The organism is Rheinheimera sp. MM224, from assembly GCF_947090785.1.
Classification (GTDB): Bacteria; Pseudomonadota; Gammaproteobacteria; order Enterobacterales; family Alteromonadaceae; genus Pararheinheimera.
This window is the reverse complement of sequence record NZ_OX352320.1, coordinates 743,210-763,541: the sequence shown is the minus strand read 5'-3', so window position 1 is coordinate 763,541 and position 20,332 is coordinate 743,210. Positions and strand designations below refer to the sequence as shown.

The window sequence follows — 20,332 nt, the reverse complement described above, 5'->3', positions numbered from 1 at the left end:
CCAGAATGACTGTGACTTCCGCCAGATGACAAGGTGTTCCCACTCCTATAATCTGAGTTGTCAGTTTTTTGCAACGGCTGCTCTGCAGCCGCTTTTTTTGAGATGCTATGAATTCCATTTTTTACCGCAAAGAGGTTAAGGCTGATCATCCCATTCAGCAACTACAGCGTTTTCGCTGGGTATTGATTGCCTTAGAACTGCTCGCCAGCCTGATAGGTTATCTGCTTGAGTACCCTATCCATAGCTGGAGTCTGCTGTGTTTTGTTATTGCAGTACATGTATTTACCAATATCAGTCTAAAACTCTGGCGCGGCGACAAAGGCTCTGAGCAGCGTTTTATCGCCATAAGTGTTTTGATTGATCTCTTTATGATCACAGCGCTGCTGGCCATGACGGGAGGCGCCAGCAATGGCTTTGTCGCTATTTTATTGCTGCCTGTTGCTGTCACTGCTGTGTTGTTTTCTGCGCTTCCCAGCTACCTGATGGCGATACTGGCTATTGGCTGTTATAGCCTGTTGCTGCAAGTTCCACTCACCACTGATGCACATGCAATGCACCAGCATCATAGTGTTACGCCATCAGGCACAGAGCCCTTTAGCCAGCATATCAGCCAGATGTGGTGGGCTTTTAGTTTCAGCGCTTTTATTGTTAGCTGGTTTATCAGCGCCCAAACCCAACGCATTCGTACCACTTCAGCACAACTGACCAAGCTGCAGCAAAAGCAACTACAGCATGAGCAAGTGCTGGCTGTCGCCACTTATGCTGCCAATGCAGCCCACGACTTAGCCACACCGCTGCAAAACCTGGTGCTACTCACTGACGAGCTGACCGAACAACAACAAGACCCTGCCTTAGCTGCAGATCTGCGTCAGCAATTACAGCTTTGTCAGCAAATAGTGCAGCAGCTTCGTACTAATGCGCAGCAGTTGCGTAAAGGTGAACTGCAGTCTCAGCCTCTGTATGACGCGATACAACACAGTGTTCAGCTCTGGCTGGTGAGCAGGCCTGAAATCAGTATGGAACAGCACTTCAGTAGCGATAAATCGCCCTTAACAGTCGCCGACAGCATGAGTCTGGCAGCCGCTTTATTTAATATTCTGGACAATGCTGCCGATGCCAGTTTGCAAAACAAAAAGCCACAATTAAGCCTAACGATGCAGCAAAACAACAGCCAGTTGGAGCTACAAATCCGGGATTATGGTCTGGGTTTACCGGAGAGCGATCTGGCTTTGCTGGGTAAAAGACCCAGCCCTAGTGAACAGGGTTTAGGCTTAGGCCAGTTTCTGGCAAATGTATCTATTGATAGTTTAGGTGGCAAAGTGGAACGGGAAAACTGCACAGATCATGGCGTTTTAACCCGTATTGTGTTTAATGGTACACCGCTATGAAACTGGTTCTGTTGGATGATGATGTCACCTTAACCCGCACTTTGTGTCGCCGATTGGAAGCCTTGGGCCATCAAGTGCAAAGCTATAACGAGGCGGTCAGCCCAGACTTATTAGTGGCACAACAAGCCGACTGTTATCTGCTGGATTTACGTTTTGGTACTGTCTCTGGTCTGGATTATGTAGCGCCGTTACGACAACAACTGCCGTTATGTCGCATTGTGTTACTGACCGGCTACGCCAGCATAACCACAGCAGTACAAGCGGTAAAAGCCGGCGCTGACGACTACCTGACCAAACCTGTGGATTTCGCAACTTTAACTCAGGCGTTAAGTGGTCAAGTCAGTCAAACAGCAACAAATGAAGCCGATGTGTTATCGACAGATCAGCTGGAATGGGAGCATATTCAACGGGTTCTGGAACAGCATCAGGGCAATATATCCCAGACCGCCAAAGCTCTGGCTATGCACAGACGTACCTTGCAACGTAAACTGCAAAAACACAGGCCCTGAATTCGCTTTACTTTTTCTTGTCAGCGGCTACAATACGCGCCGCTCTTTTGACTGTTCTTTATACAATAAGGTAATCGTTATGCATCCGATGTTAAACATCGCAATTCGTGCTGCCCGCAGCGCAGGTAATGTCATCGCTAAAGCTTGTGGTCAAATGGACTTAGTTCAGACGACTCAGAAAGGCACCAATGACTTTGTGACCAACATCGATAAAGAAGCAGAACAGGCCATAGTGCATGTTTTACGTAAGTCATTCCCGGATCACGATATTATCGGTGAAGAGAACGGCGAATATGGCAACAACAATAGCGATTACCAGTGGATCATCGACCCGCTTGATGGCACCACAAACTTTATCAAAGGCATTCCTCACTTTGCTGTATCCATAGCTCTGCGTCATCAGGGCAAACTGGATCAAGCCGTCGTTTTTGATCCATTACGTGGTGAAGTATTCACAGCATCCCGTGGTGCAGGCGCTCAGTTAAACGGCCGTCGTATCCGTACCACTAATTTATCTGAGTTAAACGGCGCTATTCTGGCAACAGGTTTCCCGTTTAAACACAAACATCATTTAGATGCGTACACTGAAACCTTTAAAACTCTGATGACTCAGGCCGCAGACGTACGTCGCACTGGCTCAGCAGCGCTGGATTTATGTTATGTCGCAGCAGGCCGTTTTGATGGTTTCTGGGAAATTGGTTTAAAGCCATGGGATTTTGCTGCAGGCGAGCTGATCTTACGTGAAGCCGGCGGCTTAATCAGTGACTTCGCTGGTGGTAACAACTACCTGCGCAGCGGCAACATAGTTGCAGGCAGTCCAAAAGTATTAGGCGCTATGTTAAAAGGCATGCGTCCACATTTAACAGAAGCTCTGTTGAAATAAATATCCCTGTAGGGGACGGGTTTATCCCGTCCCGTCTTGCGTTCCAATCCAAACTCTGTGGATTTATCCCGTCCGCGTCACTTTATTCTGTTCTGATAAAAATCAAATCTGCGGCTTAGTCAAAGGCAAACCAGCATTGACCCAGGCTGTATAACCGCCAGCCAAACTCCAGACATCCTGATAACCCATTTTCTGCAGCATATCGGCCGCTAACGCCGAACGAAAACCACCACCACAATACAAAATCAGCGTTTGCTGTTTATCCTGCACTGCTTTTTCCACATCCCGCTCAATCACACCTTTGCCCAAATGAATAGCAGCAGGCAAATGCCCGGCCAGCCACTCTAAATCTTCCCGCACATCGACCAGCACATAAGGGGTCGGAAACTGCTGCAAATCAACAATAGTCAGCTCTTTCACTCTGCTTTTGGCATCTTCAACTACAGCGAGAAAGCCCGGGGAATGTTGTTTGCTCATAAGTAAATCCTTTCTAAAATCAGTGCCTTTATGTTACGCACCTTATCTGGCTTGTAAAAGAGCTGGTTAGTGAATACAGATCCACACCAACTGACATGGCTCTGCACCTGCTTTAATCTGCAACTCCCCCGCCTCAGCTGTGCATAACAAGCTTTGCCCTGCATCCAACTGATAGCTCTGCTCTTTGAAACGCACCTGAAGCTGACCAGAGGCCAGATATAACAAAGATTCATTGGCCAGAGTTAAAGATGAGGGGTCCGTTGCAGACAATACCTGCAAGCTGGCTTTTACATCAGCACGCCTGGTCATCAGATTAAAATCCCGCACTGGCCCGTCTATTAAGGTGCAGTCAATTTCGGTTTCACCGGTAAAAGCAAAAGGTACTAAGGTTTTATCCAGCACTACAGCTTGCTCTGCCGCGCCATGCAAACAAAAGCCATACCCTTGCAATAGCATAATAATGCGGTCGGTTTGTTCAAAGCGGGAAAAAGGACCATCACTGGCGACTTCGGCGATGGAAACACGCCAGCGCATGCCGGCATTGTCGTCAAAACGCGCGAGCTGATGAGTAATGCCCCCACCATTTTTCCAGGCCTGAGTTTGCCACTGATTGGGGGAGATAAGTTGTAGCGCCATAGGAAGAACTTAAAAGCTATTTAATGTGGCTTATCTTAGGCGCTCTGCTGTTATGGCAAAAGAGCTTTGCCATAAATAAAAAACGCCCCTTTGCAGCGAGGCATTTATGTAGCGGCGACCTTTATGGTCGCCCGCAAAGCTGCGACATAAATTTCAGACACCAACGCCTGTTATTTCAAGCTGATGGACGGGCGGGGACAAACCCCGCCCCTACGTTTTTTCGGGCAATCAACAGCAGGCGCTAATACAATCCCTGCCTTCTGCTTTCGCCCGATACAAAGCCGTATCCGCTGCGCATAACATAGCAAATGGGGTGCGGAACTGGCCGTTGATTTCACTGGCATGGCCCTGACTGACGCTAACGCATAAATCTTCAGGTAATCCTTGCTCACAGAAATTCAACTGGCGCACATAATGCTGCACTTTTACGGCTACGGCTTTGGTCATGGCTTCGTCGTGATAAGGCAGAACCAGCGCAAATTCTTCACCGCCATAACGGGCCGCTAAACCCTGGCCACGAGGGAGGGCCAATGAAATAGCAGCTGCAATACGACGCAAACATTCATCTCCCTGAATATGGCCGTATTGATCGTTAAACTGCTTGAAATAATCGACGTCAACAATCAGCACACTAACAGGGCTTTGTGCTTTACTGCATTCATCCCAGTACTTCTGCAACATCTCGTCAAAATGGCGTCTGTTGGCAAGCGCAGTTAAAGGATCGGTGCAGGCCAGCATATGCAACTTATAGCATTCGGCTTTATGAGAAGTCAGATCACGCATCACAATCACCAGCAACGGATCATCTGAAGGTAAATAGGTCATCGACAATTCGATATCTTTTACATCACCATTGGCACAAATAATGGCCATTTCAGCCAGGTTCTGCTGTTGTGACAATAAACCGCGACGGCCCATATCCACCATATTCTGATAACTCAGCTGATAACGTTTGACTAAAAAGTCAGGCCAGCAGTGACCACGTAATGCACCCTGGGTATGGCCTAAAAACTGTGCTGCTTTGCTGTTGATGCAAACAATACTGCCACTGGAATTTACTACCAACACAGCCTCAGACAAATACTCAATCAAAGCAGGTAAAGACTCAAGATGAGGGACAGCATAACCACCAGCTCCAGAAAAGTCGATCCGGCTTACATCGTTGCGGTTATAAAGCGAAGGGTTCAGTTCAGTTGAACTGGTATTGGCTTCACTTACTGGTGCAGAGGTTAAATATAATCTTTTAGATTGTGCTGAACGTGTCATAGGTCTGTGCTCCATAAGCCCTTGTACCGACGCAATTGATGCGTTTACTGAGCATGACTTTAGAACTTATGGAAAAAACAAACCTTCTGACAACCTTCTGATTTAAAGCATTGAATTTAAATGAAATTTATTTTGTCTAAAAACTAAAAAAGCCCCAGCAAGGGGCTTTTAAAACGAAAAGTTACTCTCAGCTATAGATGCTAAGTACCGAATTAGGCTCAGTGTTTAGCACATGCACCTAGAGACAGTATTAATACTTTGGCGGCTCTTCGCCCTTATTAACAATTTGAGGATCAGGACTTAACAGCAGCAGGCTATTGGTGGTATTGGTAAAAATTAACTGGAATTTGGTTGTACCTGATACGCTGTCTTCATCGACCAGCACCAGTTCCTGACCATCAGCAGAGACCTGCACTGAGTCAACAATATTGTCATAAGGGGTTAAAAAGCCTGCGCCCATAAAAGCGTAACCAGCAGAATTAACCAGTCTGTAGGTAATATCTTCACCACAAGTAACCACCACATTCCCAGTACAAACTTCACCATCCTGTAGATAAGTGACTTTAGGTTCCTGATTCGCATTCAGCGTAATCATCACTTCGATAACCGGGCCCTGAATTAAAGTTGTAGCGTTCATACATTTTCCTTGGTTTGAAATTAACTAACAAAAAAATTAAAAAGTACTGAGTACAATATTCGATTTCTGTAAAAGCTGTTGTAATTCAGTATTTTGCTCCAATTCATTTAAACAATTTAAAGCACTGGCATAAGGCTGAACATGCTGTGGTCTTTTATCTTTTTGTTGCAGAGGCCACAATAAGCTTTTCGCTTTGGTGCAAGAGCGCAGACTTTTATCATGCTGCAATAGAGTTCTGTAATGCAGGGCTTGCAACAATTCTGTTTCTGCTAATGCAAGCGCCAACCTCTGATTCGCAGAGTCCGCAGCATAAGACTCCTCGTAATAACTTAACGCCTGAGATGTTAATTCCACACTTTTTTGCAATTCCCCAAGAGTGCGATAATAGCGGGCGGATTCAAATATCCAGTGCATGTAAGCTCGCAGATAGCTTTTTTCATCGCCGTATTTTTCTTTATTTTTATCAAGTTCTTGCTTCAGTAACTCTGGGTTATAGCTTATACGTGGATCTCGCAACTGAGCATTTAATCTCATTAACCAAACCTTTTTATGAAATAAACTGCTCTGCCAACCTTTATTGTCAGAGTCCTGTCCAACAACTTGTTTCAGCAATTCATGGGTTTGGTATACCTGCGTAAATGCCAGTTTGAATCTCCCCTGATGTTCATAAATAGAGGCGAGGTTTGAATAACTGTTGAGCACCTTATCCAGCATATAAGCATCGGATTTAGCTTCGTTATTCATTCGTTCAAATTCAGCCTGAATTTGCTGGTGCACATTAATAGCTTTATGAATATCACCTTTAGCTAAAGCAGCACTTGCCAACCAGGAGCGGGTATCTGCTATATCGGCAATCAACGCGGTATTGCTTGGATCTTTAGTTTTTGCCAACAGTTTAAGATTCAGCGATTCATCAAAAAAAGCAGTGGCTTGTTCAAACTCTTGCAATTTCATAGCTAAAGAGCCCAACGAATTAGTAGCGTAAGATAACTCCATTAGGGCATCTACGCTGTCTGGTGCCAGTTGATACATAGCCTGGCTATAGCTGTAATAAAGCTCAAGCTCTGGTTTAGCCGCTAACCAGTTATTTGCATCGTACTGAATTTGACCTAACCAAAAGGCATTAGCACCTAAGGTTTTTAACAGTTCTAAATTATCCGGTTGCTCAGCAAGTACAGGCGCTAGCTTATCTCTGGCCGCTAATAAGGCCGTTTTGGCTTCATCGATTTTGTCACGTGAATAGGCCACTTCGCCCATAGCTTCCAGCGTTTGACCATGTTGCAACCGGGCCTGGGTGCTTAAGTACTGATCTTTCTCCGCATCAGAAAAGTCGCTGAAATACTCCAACGCTTTATTGCTAATACCGTCGAGTAAATCCATCCGGCCTATGCTGCGTAATTTGTCGGCAAAATCACCCACCATAAAACCTAATAAACTTTCGGCTGCTAAGCGTTTTTGCTGCGCTTGTTTTTCGGCTTCAAAACTTCTAACGCTCATAAGTACTGCGGTAAAAGTCAGCACACAGAGTAAAGCAAAGGTTAAACGCCTGCTGGTGCGTACTAATTTGGATCTTTTGCCTGAGGCCTGAATAAAAGCTTGTTCGTTGGAATCCAGCGTAAAAAAGCCATTTTGCGCCAACTGCTGTGCTTCGGCTAAAGGTTTGCCGTCGGCCAATAAATAAGCGCTGTGTTTATCTTCGGCCAACCAGCGTTTGGTTAAATGTTGCAAGCGGCTTTTTACACTTAAACTTTGATGATGTTCTGCTATCCAGGCTGTGGCTCTTGGCCAGCGCCTTAATAAAGCTTCGTGCGCCACACTAAAACAAGGCACAGCATTTTGCAGGTGAGAGACAAATAAACGATGTTCCACCATGGCTTTGACTAAAGTGCGTTCAGCCTCATTTTGTAATTGCTGCCAGAGTGCTGTGCGGCTGGTGATGGACTGTTCGTCTTCACGTAAAGTCACCAGTAAAGATAACACCTTGGGTAAACTGTCTTTTTCTGCTGTGCTTAACTGCGCTATAGCCTGCTCGGCATTTTTACCTATAGCGCCTTCAATACCGCCTAAGTTTTTATAGACAGAAAACAACAGCTGATTGCTATCGCTGCGCTGTAAATACAATTCCTGCAAAGTGTATTGCAGCATAGGTAAAGCATCGGGGTTGCTGGCGGCTTCGCTGCATAGCAGCTCATCGAGCGGCACTGCGGTATTTGGGTCTAAGTCCCAGCTTAAATTGGCAGCTATCGCAGGTAAGCGGATCATTTGCAATAAATCGGCTCGGCTTGGTGGTGCTAAGTCAAAATGAGCACCGCGGGCTTTGCCTGACATTAAACTAGGGTAAGTAACCAGTAAAGGATAAAACTCGTTACGACAGGCACTTAACACCACAACAAAACCTGATGTCGCCAGTTGTTCCATCCGGTCGATAAATAGTAGCCGTTCTTCTTCACTAAAAAGCGGCGAGGATAACAGCACTTCAAGCCGGTCGATAAAAATGGCAAAACGGGATTTGGTTTCCTGTTGGTTTTGTAGCGCCTTTATACAGCTTTGCAGCACCCAGTCCATCTGATGTTGTAATTTGCCTGCGAGCTGTTCAGCACTGCAGCCGTCAAATACGGGCTGATCTGCAACTTCCCAGTCGAGCAATGCACTGCCGAGCTGCATCAATAATTGGCCTGGTGTCAGATCTGCTAAATCCAGACTGCTGTACGACTCCACCTTGACGCCATTGTAGCCGCTGTTTTGCATCAAATTTGGCATAACGCCAGCATTGATTAACGAGGATTTACCGCTTCCGCTTGGGCCTAAGACTAAACAAAAAGCTCTGCCGTACTGCACTTGCTGCGCAATACGTTCCAATAAGGTATCAATTTGGCTGCCACGACCAAAAAACACTTTGGCATAACGGGCATCGTAAGCCTGCAAGCCAGGAAAAGGCGAACCACCCTGCCAGCTTTGTGGTGTGGCGCTTTGTTCCTGCCCCAGCGGAAAAGTAACCTGAGCCAGAGTGCGGTAACCGCGTTTACGGATGGTTTCAATATAAGAAGGGGAGGTAGCGCTATCGCCAAGGGCCTTACGAATTTGTGTGATAATTTTATGCAGTGGGTTATCGCCCACTTCGGTCTGAGGCCAGCAAATGCTTACAATCTCGTCACTGCTTAGTACTTCTCCGGCCTTTTGGCACAGCAGCACCAGCACATCCATAGCTTTAGGTTCAAGCTGGATCAGCTGTTTGCCAAGCCTCAGCGTATTGGCACTGGGGTCCACCTGCCACTCGCCAAAAAAGAAAGTACCGCTCATAACAAGAACCGGAAGTTAACTATATGTTTAATATATAGTTGTGAACTGCATTATGAAAGCATAGATTTGTTACCCGCGCGGCAGAGTGCCCAGAACGGGCGACCATAAAGGTCGCCCCTACGATATATGTGATCATATTTGAAAATACCGTAGGGGCGAGGCTTGCCCTCGTCCGCCTCAAATTCCAAACAAATCTGTATCAGGGTTTATCGCCGTCCGTCCATCTGATTGAAGTAATCTGTATGCCAATGCTGTGGATTCGTTTGAACATAATGGACTATATGCTGATACGAAGCTTCAGTTCGGATCACATGATCGTAGTAACCCCGCTGCCAAAGCCGGGCAGCATTCTGACCAAAGTTCTCACGTACCACCTTTTGTGACAAAGATTTAAAAGCAGCCACCACAGCACCCAGCTTAGTTCTTTGTGTTTCTTGTTTATGACAAAGCTCGACAATAGCGTGGAAGTGATTAGGCATCAGAACCCATGGATGCAGTTGCACAGCAGGAAAATGTTCTGGCGTTTTTTGCCACTGCAAAGTAACGAGAGAACCTATGAAATTAGCATGCATTTGCTGTTCAATAATCTCGCCAAAAAGCGAACAGCGCTGATAACAACACAAGGTGATGAAATAAAAGCCATTGCTACTGTAATCAAAATTTTTTAAACGAAGTGGTCGCCGTTGAGGTAATCCAGAGTTCAGCATCCTAGCCTCTCTTTGATATTTAAGAATCGTTAAACTGCACATCTATGTCTGATGCGTACAAGTTTAGCTGGCAAGGTTTCGGTGTGTTGTTTTAAGCAGGTTTAGTTATTGATTGAAAGCAGCGGGCGACCATAAAGGTCGCCCCTACGATGCCTCTGGTCATAGTCAAAATACCGTAGGGGCAGGGTTTATCCCCGCCCGTCTTGAATTACAGGCAATAAAAAAGGCACCCTAGGTGCCTTTTTTGACTGATGCCTGAAATTACTTGGCGCCCAGTACTGCGAAACGTTTTTTGAAGCGGTCAACACGGCCGCCTACGTCTAACACTTTCTGCTTACCAGTATAGAATGGGTGGCAAGCTGAGCAAACGTCCAAGTGGATGTCTTTGCACAGTGCAGAGTGAGTTTTGAAAGCATTACCGCAAGTACAAGTTGCAGTGATTTCTTTGTATTCCGGGTGGATACCTGGTTTCATGGGTTACCTCGTTAGGCCGTATCGCTATCTGATCAACTTTTGTCAGACACCATACGCAATTTCAGTTAAATTAGGGCGCGTAGTTTAATTGGTAAGGCTCAAAGTTTCAACAAATTGACCAATTTATTTTTAATGGCTTTGTCTATGCCAGAGCTTTAAACTAATTGATTGATAAAACAGGTGGATTTTGGCTGTGATGGTGATTCGGGTAGCATTGCCCATTCCTCTTCGGGTGCATTTTGATTACCTTTGTGACAAAGAGGTAAGCCCAGGTTGTCGTGTTTTAGTGCCTTTTGGTAAACGCGAACTGATAGGTATTGTCTGGCAATTGAACCCCACCGACAGTTATGACGCAGCTCAACTGAAAGCTGTGACCGAAGTATTGGATCAAACTCCGGTATTAGCAGCCCCTATTCGCCAGTTATTAAGTTTTGCAGCCGATTATTACCATCATCCTTTAGGCGATGTACTGACCAGTGCTCTGCCCGCTTTATTACGCGATGGTAAAAATGCCGATCCGGTCAAAGGTCATAGTTATAGCCTGACAGAAGCTGGCCAGCATTTAACTGCAGAGCAATTTAAAGCAGCTAAAAAAAGGCTGGCCTTATGGCAACAACTGCAACAACCTCAAACCGAAAGCCAGTTGCTGGAGCATTTTCAGCGCAAAGAGCTGCAGTATTTTGTCGAACAGGGCTGGGCTCAAGTTTCACCACTGTTGTACGGCCCTTACCAAACTGCGGATGAACAACAAAAATCCTTACCATTGAATCCGGCGCAGGCGCTTGCAGTTACAGCAGTACAACAAGCTTTAGGCAGTTTTAGCTGTTTTTTACTGGAAGGGGTCACAGGTTCGGGAAAAACCGAGGTTTATTTACAGGCCATCAGCCCAGTCGTAAAACAAGGGGGTCAGGTCTTAGTGTTGGTGCCTGAAATTGGTTTAACACCTCAAACCTTAGCCCGTTTTGAACAACGATTCGGTGTACCTGTTGGCGTCTGGCATTCCAATATGACCGACCTGGAGCGTTTTACCGTGTGGCAACGCTGCCAGACCGGTGATTTAGCTATAGTGATTGGTACCCGCTCTGCATTATTTCTCCCCTTCTTTAAGCTTGATTTGCTGATTATCGATGAAGAACACGACAACTCCTTTAAGCAACAAGACGGCTTTCGCTATCACGCCCGTGATTTAGCCATTAAACGCGCCTCTATTCAGGGCTGCCCTATTTTATTAGGCTCAGCGACGCCGAGCTTAGAGAGCCTTGCCAATGTGCAGCAAGGCCGCTTTGCTCATCTGGAATTACCTGACCGCGCCGCTGGCCAGTTGATGCCGACAGTCGAGCTGGTGGATTTAAAACAACAGCAAATGATGCATGGTATGGCAGGTTTAACCCGCCAGCGTATCGAGCAACATTTAAAACTCGGCCAACAAGTACTGCTGTTTTTAAATCGCCGCGGTTTTGCACCGGCTCTTATTTGTCATGAATGTGGCTGGATGACCGAATGCCACAGATGCAGTGCTTTTACCACTTTTCATAAACAAAGCCGCCAGCTGGTTTGCCACCATTGTGGGGCGACTAAAGGTGTACCGCATCAATGTGGTGGTTGTGGCAGCACCCAGCTGGCGCCTGTAGGTCAAGGCACTGAACAGTTGGAAGAGCAGTTACAGCAACTATTTCCTGCTCACACAGTCACCCGACTGGACAGAGACAGTATCAGACGCAAAGGCAGTTTGCAGAAAGCTTTGGATCAGATATTACAGGGTGAGCCTCAGCTTATTTTAGGCACTCAGATGCTGGCCAAAGGCCATCATTTCCCTAACGTTGGCCTTGTGGTGATTATTGATGTCGACTCGGCTTTATACAGCAACGACTTCAGAGCACCAGAGCAATTAGCACAGTTATTAACCCAAGTGTCGGGCCGCGCTGGTCGTGGTTCACAGCCTGGAAAAGTGCTGCTGCAAACCCATTATCCGGGTCATGCCTTGTTGCAGGACGTGATCCAGAATGGTTACGCCTCCTTTGCCCGTAGTGCGTTAAAAGAACGGCAACAAACCTTTTTACCACCTTTTATGTTCCTGGCATTATTCAGAGTGGAAGCGCATCAACTGGAGCTCTGCAAAGAATGGCTGCAAAAAGTGGCAGAACATTATAAAAACTGGCCACAAGTACAGTTATTGGGCCCACTGGCCTGCCCTATGGAACGTAAGGCGGGTAAATACCGCTGGCAAATTCAGTTGTTTGCCAAAGACAGGAAACAATTGCACCAAAGCCTGGATTCAGTGCTGACAGAAATCAGCCGCTGGTCCTTAAGCCGTAAGGTGAAATGGCAGTTGGATGTTGACCCGCAAGACCTGAATTAATCATTTCTTTTTAACAAAACTGCAGTAGAATGCGGGACATCAGGCCAGTTGTTGTTAGTTGTGAAGATGCCACCAAAAGATTATGTCAAAGCAGGTCGGGCCGCTCCCAGACCAAGAAAAAACACCAAAACAGTGAAACCTTTCCCCTGGCCATTAGTGATAACGGTTGGTGTATTAGTGATTGGTTTTGCATGGTTTTTATACCATTTATCACAAAAAACTCCGGTGGACGATCCGGTCACTCCTGTGCTGTCCGCGAAAAAAGATGATTTACCACCCAAGCCTGCTGCCGAGCCTTACCAGTACATTAAAGAGCTGGAAAACAAAGAAATTCAGGTCAAGGTAGAAGAGCTGGAAGCCAAAGGGCCATTTTTAATGTTTTGCGGCACTTACCGTGCTATAGAAACCGCACAACAAATGAAAGCCAAAGTGGCCTTTGCCGGTTACCCTTCTGAAGTTCGGCGAATTGAAGGCAAAAACGGCGTGTTTTTCCGTGTGACTTTAGGTCCTTATACCAGCAAACGTCAGGCTGAAAGTGACAGAAGCCGTTTAATGCGACAAAAAGTGGTGGAGTGCCGTATAGCTGTCGCAACTTAACTTTATCTGTAACCCATAGCGCTGTAAGCAACAGCTTTCAGCGCTATGGGCATTGAAAATTTACCGTCTCACCCTTATCTCCTTGGTAATCCGTTTTCCTCAGCCAAAAAGGGCTTCTGATGACCACTATTGTTTCTGTACGCCGCAACGGCCATGTTGCCATTGCCGGTGACGGCCAGGTCTCACTGGGTAATACCGTCATGAAGGGCAATGCCCGCAAAGTTCGCCGTTTGTATCACGGCAAAGTACTAGCTGGTTTTGCTGGCGGCACAGCTGACGCTTTTACATTATTTGAACGTTTTGAAGCCAAACTCGAAATGCATCAGGGCCATTTAATGCGTGCAGCTGTTGAACTGGCGAAAGATTGGCGTACCGACCGCATGCTGCGAAAGCTCGAAGCTTTGTTAGCTGTGGCTGATGCCAATTGTTCGCTGATCATCACAGGCAACGGTGATGTGATTCAACCAGAACACGATTTAATCGCCATAGGCAGCGGTGGACCTTTTGCTCAGGCAGCTGCCACTGCACTTTTGGCCAACACTGACTTAAGCGCCCGTGAAATTGCTGAAAAAAGCTTAACCATAGCTGGTGATATTTGTGTGTACACCAACCATCACCAGACCATTGAAGAATTGTAAGGGTAATTTGAATGTCTGATATGACCCCAAGAGAAATAGTACACGAGCTGGACCGCCATATTATTGGTCAGGCCAATGCCAAACGTGCTGTAGCTATTGCACTACGAAACAGATGGCGCCGTATGCAGCTGGAACCAGCTTTGCGCCAGGAAGTGACACCAAAAAATATTCTGATGATAGGCCCAACTGGTGTAGGTAAAACAGAAATAGCCCGTCGTCTGGCCAAACTGGCGAACGCGCCTTTTATCAAAGTAGAAGCCACTAAATTCACTGAAGTAGGTTATGTAGGTAAAGAAGTGGAAAGTATTATCCGCGACCTGACCGATAGCGCCGTGAAGATGTTCCGCGAGCAGGAAGTAGCGAAAAATAAATTCCGTGCTGAAGAAGCAGCCGAAGAACGTATTCTGGATGCTTTATTACCACCAGCCCGCGATGCCTGGGGTAAAGCTGAAACCAGCGAATCTGACAGCGGTACCCGCCAGACCTTCCGTAAAAAGTTACGTGAAGGCCAGCTGGATGATAAAGAAATTGAAATTGAGTTATCTGCCCCAGTGATGGGTGTGGAAATTATGGCGCCTCCTGGAATGGAAGAAATGACATCCCAGCTGCAGTCTATGTTTCAGAACTTAGGTTCAGACAAGAAAAAAAGCCGTAAGCTGAAAATTAAAGACGCCTTTAAACAACTGGTGGAAGAAGAAGCCGCTCGCCTGGTCAATCCGGAAGAGCTGAAACTGAAAGCTCTGGAAGCGGTAGAGCAAACAGGTATCGTCTTTATTGATGAAATCGACAAAATTTGTAAGCGCGGCGAAACCAGTGGCCCTGATGTGTCGCGTGAAGGCGTGCAACGTGATTTACTGCCGCTCATCGAAGGTTGCACTGTCAGCACTAAACACGGCATGGTGAAAACTGACCATATTTTGTTTATTGCATCAGGCGCGTTTCAGATGGCAAAACCATCAGATTTAGTACCTGAGTTGCAAGGCCGTTTACCTATCCGGGTTGAGCTGGATGCCTTATCAGCTAACGATTTTGAACGTATTCTGACTGAGCCTAAAGCGTCACTGACCGAACAAAGTGTGGCTATGCTGGCCACAGAAGGTGTGCAAATCAGCTTTGCTGAAGATGGCATTAAACGTATTGCCAATGCCGCCTGGCAAGTGAATGAGCGCACTGAAAATATCGGTGCCCGTCGTTTGTATACGGTGATGGAAAAATTACTGGAAGATATTTCTTTTGATGCTGCCGATCACAACGGTAAGCAAATTTTAATTGACGCAACTTATGTCGATTCGCACCTGGACGCTTTAGTGCAGGACGAAGATTTAAGCCGCTTTATTTTATAACACTTTAGTAAAGGCCATAACATGACAGCACAGACTTCTGTTCCGCCACCAGCTGCAAAAACCGCGCAGGTGTCTGTGCTGCATTATCATCGCTTAAGCAAAATTCTGGACGTTAAGTTTTCAGACGAGCAGCTGTTCAGCTTTAGTGCTGAATTTCTACGGGTATTTTCACCTTCGGCCGAAGTGCGGGGTCATGGTAAACCACAATTGGTTAGCCATAAAAAAGCCGTTGCCATCAGCCAGATAGTGCCGGTAGGCCAATATGCGGTGAAACTGGTGTTTGATGATGGCCATCAGACAGGTTTGTATAGCTGGGCTTATCTGGCAAAACTTGCGGCAGAGCAGGACGAACTCTGGGCGGATTATCTGCAGCGCTTAAAACAAGCCAATAGTAACCGTGACAGTCAGCTGATGATCAAACAAGTACATTGATCATCAGCTGTATTCACAACTCCAGCCTTTTTATGCCTTAAATTTATCCACAGTCTGATGCAGCATACTGGCCTGACTGGCCACTTCTTCACTGATCTGGGCGTTGTGTTTAGAAATACTCAGCGAGTCCTCAGAAATATCGCGAATACGCACCACATTTTTATTCACATCAGCGGCCACTAAACTTTGCTCTTCCACTGCTGTCGCAATTTGAGTGGTCATATCCATAATCAGACCCACATCGCTGGTGATTTGCCGCAGCAACTCAATAGTGGAACCTGCCTGACTGGCGCTTTCCTTACCTTGGGTCTGACAATTTTGCATCACAGCAACAATGTTTTTCGTGCGTTGCTGTAGGCCGGAAATAATCTTTTCTATCTGGCCGGTTGATTCCTGAGTACGTTGTGCCAGGCTACGGACTTCATCTGCAACCACAGCAAAACCACGACCTTGCTCACCTGCTCTCGCCGCCTCAATTGCCGCATTTAATGCCAGTAAATTGGTTTGTTCAGCGATACCCCGGATCACATCCAGTACCGAGCCTATAGTGGCGCTATCCTTCTCCAGCTCAGCCAGTACAACAGAAGCTTGTTGCAACTCCTGCGATAAACCATTAATCCGATTTACGGTTTGCTCTACTTCTTTTAAGCCTGATAACGCATTGGCATTAGTGTCCTGAGCTTTGGTTGCGGTATTTTCGGTATTTACTGCAATTTCATCCACTGTAGCGCCCATTTCAGTCACAGCAGTCGCTACCATGTCGCTTTCCAGTTGCTGTTGCGCCATGCCTTTACTGGTTTCAGCGGTCGACTTCGCCAGCTCATGAGTAGCAACATCCAGCATTTCCAGCGCCTGATTCACATTGCGCACCAATTCCTGCACATCGGACAGCATATGATTAAAATCTTTGGCTAAAGTGGTCATTTCATCCTGACCCTCTTCCGCAACACGCAAACGGAAGTCATTGTCTTTGCGTACTAAACCTATGGTGGCGCAAACTTTTTGAATAGGCTGCAAAATACTGTTGCTGGTCATCAGCACCAGCGCTATCACCAGCACCAGTACTAAAACAAATAAACTGATAGCTAAGGTCTGGCTGGCAGAACTGGCTTTATTCACTGCGGCTTCGGTTTGCTCTGACATTAAATCCAGACTCTCTTCCGTCTGATGAATGGCTTCACGCATTTGCCCCATCAGGCCTTGATCGTGAGCCAGGCCAATTTTTTGCTCGCCTTCCACTAAACGGACAAAAGCAACACTATAAGCGTCGGCCAGTTGCTGCATTTTCAGGGCTTGGGTTGTATCACTGATATTGCTTTGAATTTGGTTACGGAATTCGGCAAAACCTTTGTTAAAACTCTCCAGGTATTTCAAATCCAGCCGCAGCATAAAGTCTTTTTCCGCACGGCGTAATTGCAACAACTGAGTGGTCAATAACAAATCATTAGTGTCTTTAAAAGACTGTTCCAGTTCATGGGCTTTAGCTCTTAACTCGCCATATAAACCAGACTGGGGATCAAGGCCCACTTGCCCGGATAACTGGACTAACCGATTAAACAGCTCCTGATAACTTTTGGTAAAAGCTGTGAAAGAGTTTAAGGGGGTTGTATCTATGTCTTGCGCCGAAAGCCCTTCAGATAACAAAGCGGCTTTTTGATTCAGTTCAGTCGCAGTCTGGTTAAACTTTTGCTGGTACTCGATATCTGAGCGTAATAAGAAATCCTTTTCGCTGCGTCGCAGCTGCAGCACGTTCAGATTGAGTTGCTCCACTTCAAGCCGCAGTTCCGCCAACCTGGTCAGTTGACTGCTTTGAAACAGTAACAAAGCCAGCATAATTAACATCGACACTGCCACTGTAATAGCATTCAGCAGTAAACGCTGACGTATAGAAAATTGTCGTAAAAAGGCCATAGAAAATACTCCCAAAAATACTACTTAAGCAGCTGAATCAGCAGAGGATATGAAAATCTATGTTAATTATAGAGAGGGAATAGCAAGCAAGTGGACTTTTGCCAGGCTAAATATGAAATATTTAGTAAAAATTGCAGAACTAGTGCAGGATTTGTTGTGCCACCATGCAACTGGATACACCTAAAGAAGAACCAGCCAGGATATCCAGCGGGAAATGTACCCCTAACAGGATACGTGACAAGCCAATTAGGCCTGCCCAGCTAAAAGCTAACCAGGCCCATTCCGGATAAAAACATAACAAAGTGCTTGCGACTACAAAGGCTGCGGCAGTATGACCGGAGGGTAAACTGAATTTATCTGAAGCTTCGATATGAGCTTGCATCATGCCCGCCATTAACTGGTAAGGGCGCTGACGGCGGATTGAGTTTTTTAACAGCAGATACAGCGGTAATTCGATGGCAAAACTCAATAACAGTAGTTCAGTAAAGGCACTGGCGTGAGTCAATTCTAACGCAAATAACAGAGCAACTAATAGCAGGTATAAAGGGCCGTCGCCGGTCTTAGAACACCAGAAACTAAATTGATGGATCCGCTTTCGTTCGCTTCGGCTAAAAAGTGCCAGAAAACAGCGTTGATCCCATGACCCGAGCCTTTGTAACCACATAAGCCACCCGCCGCATTACTTTGACTGGTTCTAGCTTAAAGTGGCTTAGTGACAAAAACATGACAAAAAATAATCAACTACTTTGATAAGGCACAACCATTAAGCAAAGCCAAAGCTTCAGCTTCGGGTAAAGGTTTGGCCAACAGATAGCCTTGAATGGCATCACAAGCCAAAGTGCGCAGCAACTGCAGCTGAGTTTCAGTTTCCACCCCTTCAGCCAGAATACGTTTGCCTAAGCCATGAGCCAGCGTGATCATGGTTTTGACTATCATCATATCGGAATCATTAGCGGCCATCTCTGTAACAAAACTGCGGTCAATTTTAATTTTATCTATTGGCATTTTGCGTAAATAGCCCAAAGACGAATAGCCGGTGCCAAAGTCATCAATAGAAACCCGGATCCCCATTTGCTGCAACTCGTTGATATAGTTAGAGCCTTTTTCCATATCGCCCATGGCGGTGTTTTCAGTGATCTCCAACTCAAGCACCGCAGGCGATACCTGATACTTTAACAACAACTGCTGAATACGGCTTTTTAAGCCATCAACCTGAAAATGCACAGGTGACATATTTACCGCCAGCGGAATGTGAATGCCTTGTTTTTTCCACTCAGCCAAAGTGCAGACGGCTTTTTCCAAAAGCAATAAATCCAGCTCTTTACTTAAGCCCACCTGTTCGACCAAAGGTAAAAACTGACCCGGCATTAATAAGCCTTTTTGTGGATGTTCCCAACGCACCAAAGCCTCATAAGCTTCAATTTTTTGCTCCCGCAGATCCCATTGCGGCTGGAAATAAAAGATAAACTGGTCCTGCTCTAAAGCTAAGAGTAAGTCTTTCTCCAGACTAAGCAGACGTGCTGATTCTTCTTCCATGCCAGGCTGATAAAAGGTGCAACGTTGTTGCTGACGTTTGCAATGGTGAAACGCAATGTTGGCTTTTTGCAGCAACATATCAGCTTCAATAGCATGCTGTGGCGCACAAGCCAGGCCTATACTGGCGGTCAGCTTAATCAGGCCATTGTCTGTGGTGAAAGGTTTTTCAATTAACTGTTCCAAATGCTGTAAGGCAAACAGCTTTTGTCGGTCTGTAGTGCAGTCTTCCAGCACTAGTGCAAAAATATCGCCGCCAGTTCGGGCTATTAAGCGGGGTTTGACAATAGAAGATTCAAAACGGCGATTTACTTCGCGTAAGATGCGATCGCCCTGTTTTAAGCCAACAGATTCGTTCACCACTTTAAAGCTATCCAGACCTATCATTAACAAAGTTAATGCATTGTCTGTTTGCAATAACAGCGACAACTCCCGTAGCAAGGCATCACGATTTAAAGCACCGGTTAAAGGGTCGTGACTATCCAGATATTGAGTTTTAGCCGTAAGTTGCTGATTAGTGCTGCGTTCGTCTTCCTGCAACCAAATGATCAAACCTAAACCTAAAATGACCTGGATCAGCAGCTCAATATGCTTAAAATAAAGCACAATCTGAATAGGCTCATCCTGAGCGTCGTGCAACAGTATAGAACTGGCACTAGCCAAAAATAATATTCCCCAAGCCAACATAGCACTGGCAACAACTTTAGTTGCAAAAATTCGTTTGGTTAAACTCCAAAGCCAGAAGCCTGCCACACATAAAGCAACGCCGATCAGCACTAAGCGCATATAAAATTGCAGATACAAAGTCATGTCTTGCCACTGTGGCAACAACAAAAACAAAGTGACGGAGAGGAAGGAAATACCAGTCACCAACAACAACAGTTGGTTTACGGTGCGAGCAGCAAGTCGCTGCTGTTTCACAGCTTCATAGACCCCAACCAGAATCCAGACCGCAAAAGCGTAACAAAAACTGATATATAAAAACTTTACGCCTAAGCCTAAAAATTCAGCAGCAAATACAGGTCGCCAAAATACCTCAACCAAAATAAAGGCTGCATAAGCAGTAAAACAACTAAAAGCTATGGCCCAGGATTTCAGGTAATTACGTTGATAAACCCGGAAAAAATACCAAAGCAATGCGGTAAGGGTGAATGCAAACCCTATCTGCGTCAGGTGCAACAAGGTTCGGGCTAACAGCTCTGGGCTCAAAGGCAAGGTCCTGAAGAAACAACTTAAATTAAA

18 protein-coding genes are annotated in these 20,332 nt (G+C 46.0%); 8 read left to right on the top strand and 10 right to left on the bottom strand.

Going from position 1 to position 20,332, the window contains the following annotated elements; all coding sequences use genetic code 11:
* Positions 1 to 107 precede the first annotated feature (107 nt).
* From OM978_RS03695 to suhB, 3 genes are all read left to right on the top strand, one after another.
* A complete protein-coding gene (locus OM978_RS03695; RefSeq protein WP_264345577.1) occupies positions 108 to 1,388 on the top strand; it encodes an ATP-binding protein in 1,281 nt (426 codons plus the stop codon).
* A complete protein-coding gene (locus OM978_RS03690) occupies positions 1,385 to 1,897 on the top strand; it encodes a response regulator transcription factor (protein WP_264345576.1) in 513 nt (170 codons plus the stop codon). The genes OM978_RS03695 and OM978_RS03690 overlap by 4 nt, the downstream gene beginning before the upstream one ends.
* A 79-nt stretch (positions 1,898 to 1,976) precedes the next feature.
* Positions 1,977 to 2,780 (top strand): inositol-1-monophosphatase, encoded by an 804-nt coding sequence (gene suhB, locus OM978_RS03685; RefSeq protein ID WP_264345575.1) that lies wholly within the window; start codon positions 1,977 to 1,979, stop codon positions 2,778 to 2,780.
* A 102-nt stretch (positions 2,781 to 2,882) separates the two neighbouring features.
* Here the strand turns inward: suhB and OM978_RS03680 are convergent, their stop codons facing one another.
* The 7 genes from OM978_RS03680 to rpmE form a co-directional block, all read right to left on the bottom strand.
* Entirely contained in the window at positions 2,883 to 3,257 is a 375-nt protein-coding gene (locus OM978_RS03680; RefSeq protein ID WP_264345574.1) for a rhodanese-like domain-containing protein, read from the bottom strand.
* Between the two features lie 66 nt (positions 3,258 to 3,323).
* Complete coding sequence (locus OM978_RS03675; RefSeq protein WP_264345573.1) at positions 3,324 to 3,893, bottom strand: HutD family protein; 570 nt, start codon at positions 3,891 to 3,893, stop codon at positions 3,324 to 3,326.
* Between the two features lie 228 nt (positions 3,894 to 4,121).
* The gene (locus OM978_RS03670; RefSeq protein WP_264345572.1) at positions 4,122 to 5,159 is read right to left on the bottom strand and encodes a sensor domain-containing diguanylate cyclase; all 1,038 of its coding nucleotides are present in this window, start codon (positions 5,157 to 5,159) and stop codon (positions 4,122 to 4,124) included.
* Between the two features lie 250 nt (positions 5,160 to 5,409).
* Positions 5,410 to 5,796, bottom strand: coding sequence for a DP-EP family protein (locus OM978_RS03665; RefSeq protein ID WP_264345571.1), 387 nt, complete (start codon positions 5,794 to 5,796; stop codon positions 5,410 to 5,412).
* A gap of 36 nt (positions 5,797 to 5,832) precedes the next feature.
* Positions 5,833 to 9,096 (bottom strand): winged helix-turn-helix domain-containing protein, encoded by a 3,264-nt coding sequence (locus tag OM978_RS03660; RefSeq protein ID WP_264345570.1) that lies wholly within the window; start codon positions 9,094 to 9,096, stop codon positions 5,833 to 5,835.
* Between the two features lie 206 nt (positions 9,097 to 9,302).
* Positions 9,303 to 9,803: a transposase gene (locus OM978_RS03655; protein WP_264345569.1), complete on the bottom strand. Its 501-nt coding sequence runs from the start codon at positions 9,801 to 9,803 to the stop codon at positions 9,303 to 9,305.
* A 261-nt stretch (positions 9,804 to 10,064) separates the two neighbouring features.
* Positions 10,065 to 10,277, bottom strand: a complete 213-nt coding sequence (rpmE, locus tag OM978_RS03650; protein WP_264345568.1) for a 50S ribosomal protein L31 — start codon at positions 10,275 to 10,277, stop codon at positions 10,065 to 10,067.
* Positions 10,278 to 10,473: 196 nt separating this feature from the next.
* Here rpmE and priA point away from each other — a divergent pair, with 196 nt between their 5' ends.
* The 5 genes from priA (at position 10,474) to OM978_RS03625 (ending at position 15,646) form a co-directional block, all read left to right on the top strand.
* Complete coding sequence (gene priA / locus OM978_RS03645; RefSeq protein WP_264346914.1) at positions 10,474 to 12,636, top strand: primosomal protein N'; 2,163 nt, start codon at positions 10,474 to 10,476, stop codon at positions 12,634 to 12,636.
* Positions 12,637 to 12,696: 60 nt separating this feature from the next.
* Positions 12,697 to 13,233 (top strand): SPOR domain-containing protein, encoded by a 537-nt coding sequence (locus tag OM978_RS03640; protein WP_264346913.1) that lies wholly within the window; start codon positions 12,697 to 12,699, stop codon positions 13,231 to 13,233.
* Between the two features lie 119 nt (positions 13,234 to 13,352).
* Entirely contained in the window at positions 13,353 to 13,871 is a 519-nt protein-coding gene (gene hslV / locus OM978_RS03635; RefSeq protein ID WP_008899176.1) for an ATP-dependent protease subunit HslV, read from the top strand.
* 11 nt (positions 13,872 to 13,882) lie between these two features.
* A complete protein-coding gene (hslU, locus tag OM978_RS03630) occupies positions 13,883 to 15,214 on the top strand; it encodes an HslU--HslV peptidase ATPase subunit (RefSeq protein WP_264345567.1) in 1,332 nt (443 codons plus the stop codon).
* A gap of 21 nt (positions 15,215 to 15,235) precedes the next feature.
* Positions 15,236 to 15,646, top strand: coding sequence for a DUF971 domain-containing protein (locus OM978_RS03625; RefSeq protein ID WP_264345566.1), 411 nt, complete (start codon positions 15,236 to 15,238; stop codon positions 15,644 to 15,646).
* A 30-nt stretch (positions 15,647 to 15,676) separates the two neighbouring features.
* Here the strand turns inward: OM978_RS03625 and OM978_RS03620 are convergent, their stop codons facing one another.
* The 3 genes from OM978_RS03620 to OM978_RS03610 all read right to left on the bottom strand — a co-directional run bounded on the left by OM978_RS03620 (position 15,677) and on the right by OM978_RS03610 (position 20,299).
* Positions 15,677 to 17,557, bottom strand: a complete 1,881-nt coding sequence (locus OM978_RS03620) for a methyl-accepting chemotaxis protein (protein ID WP_264345565.1) — start codon at positions 17,555 to 17,557, stop codon at positions 15,677 to 15,679.
* Between the two features lie 139 nt (positions 17,558 to 17,696).
* A complete protein-coding gene (locus tag OM978_RS03615; RefSeq protein ID WP_264345564.1) occupies positions 17,697 to 18,221 on the bottom strand; it encodes a phosphatase PAP2 family protein in 525 nt (174 codons plus the stop codon).
* A 77-nt stretch (positions 18,222 to 18,298) separates the two neighbouring features.
* Positions 18,299 to 20,299 (bottom strand): putative bifunctional diguanylate cyclase/phosphodiesterase, encoded by a 2,001-nt coding sequence (locus OM978_RS03610; protein WP_264345563.1) that lies wholly within the window; start codon positions 20,297 to 20,299, stop codon positions 18,299 to 18,301.
* Positions 20,300 to 20,332 lie beyond the last annotated feature (33 nt).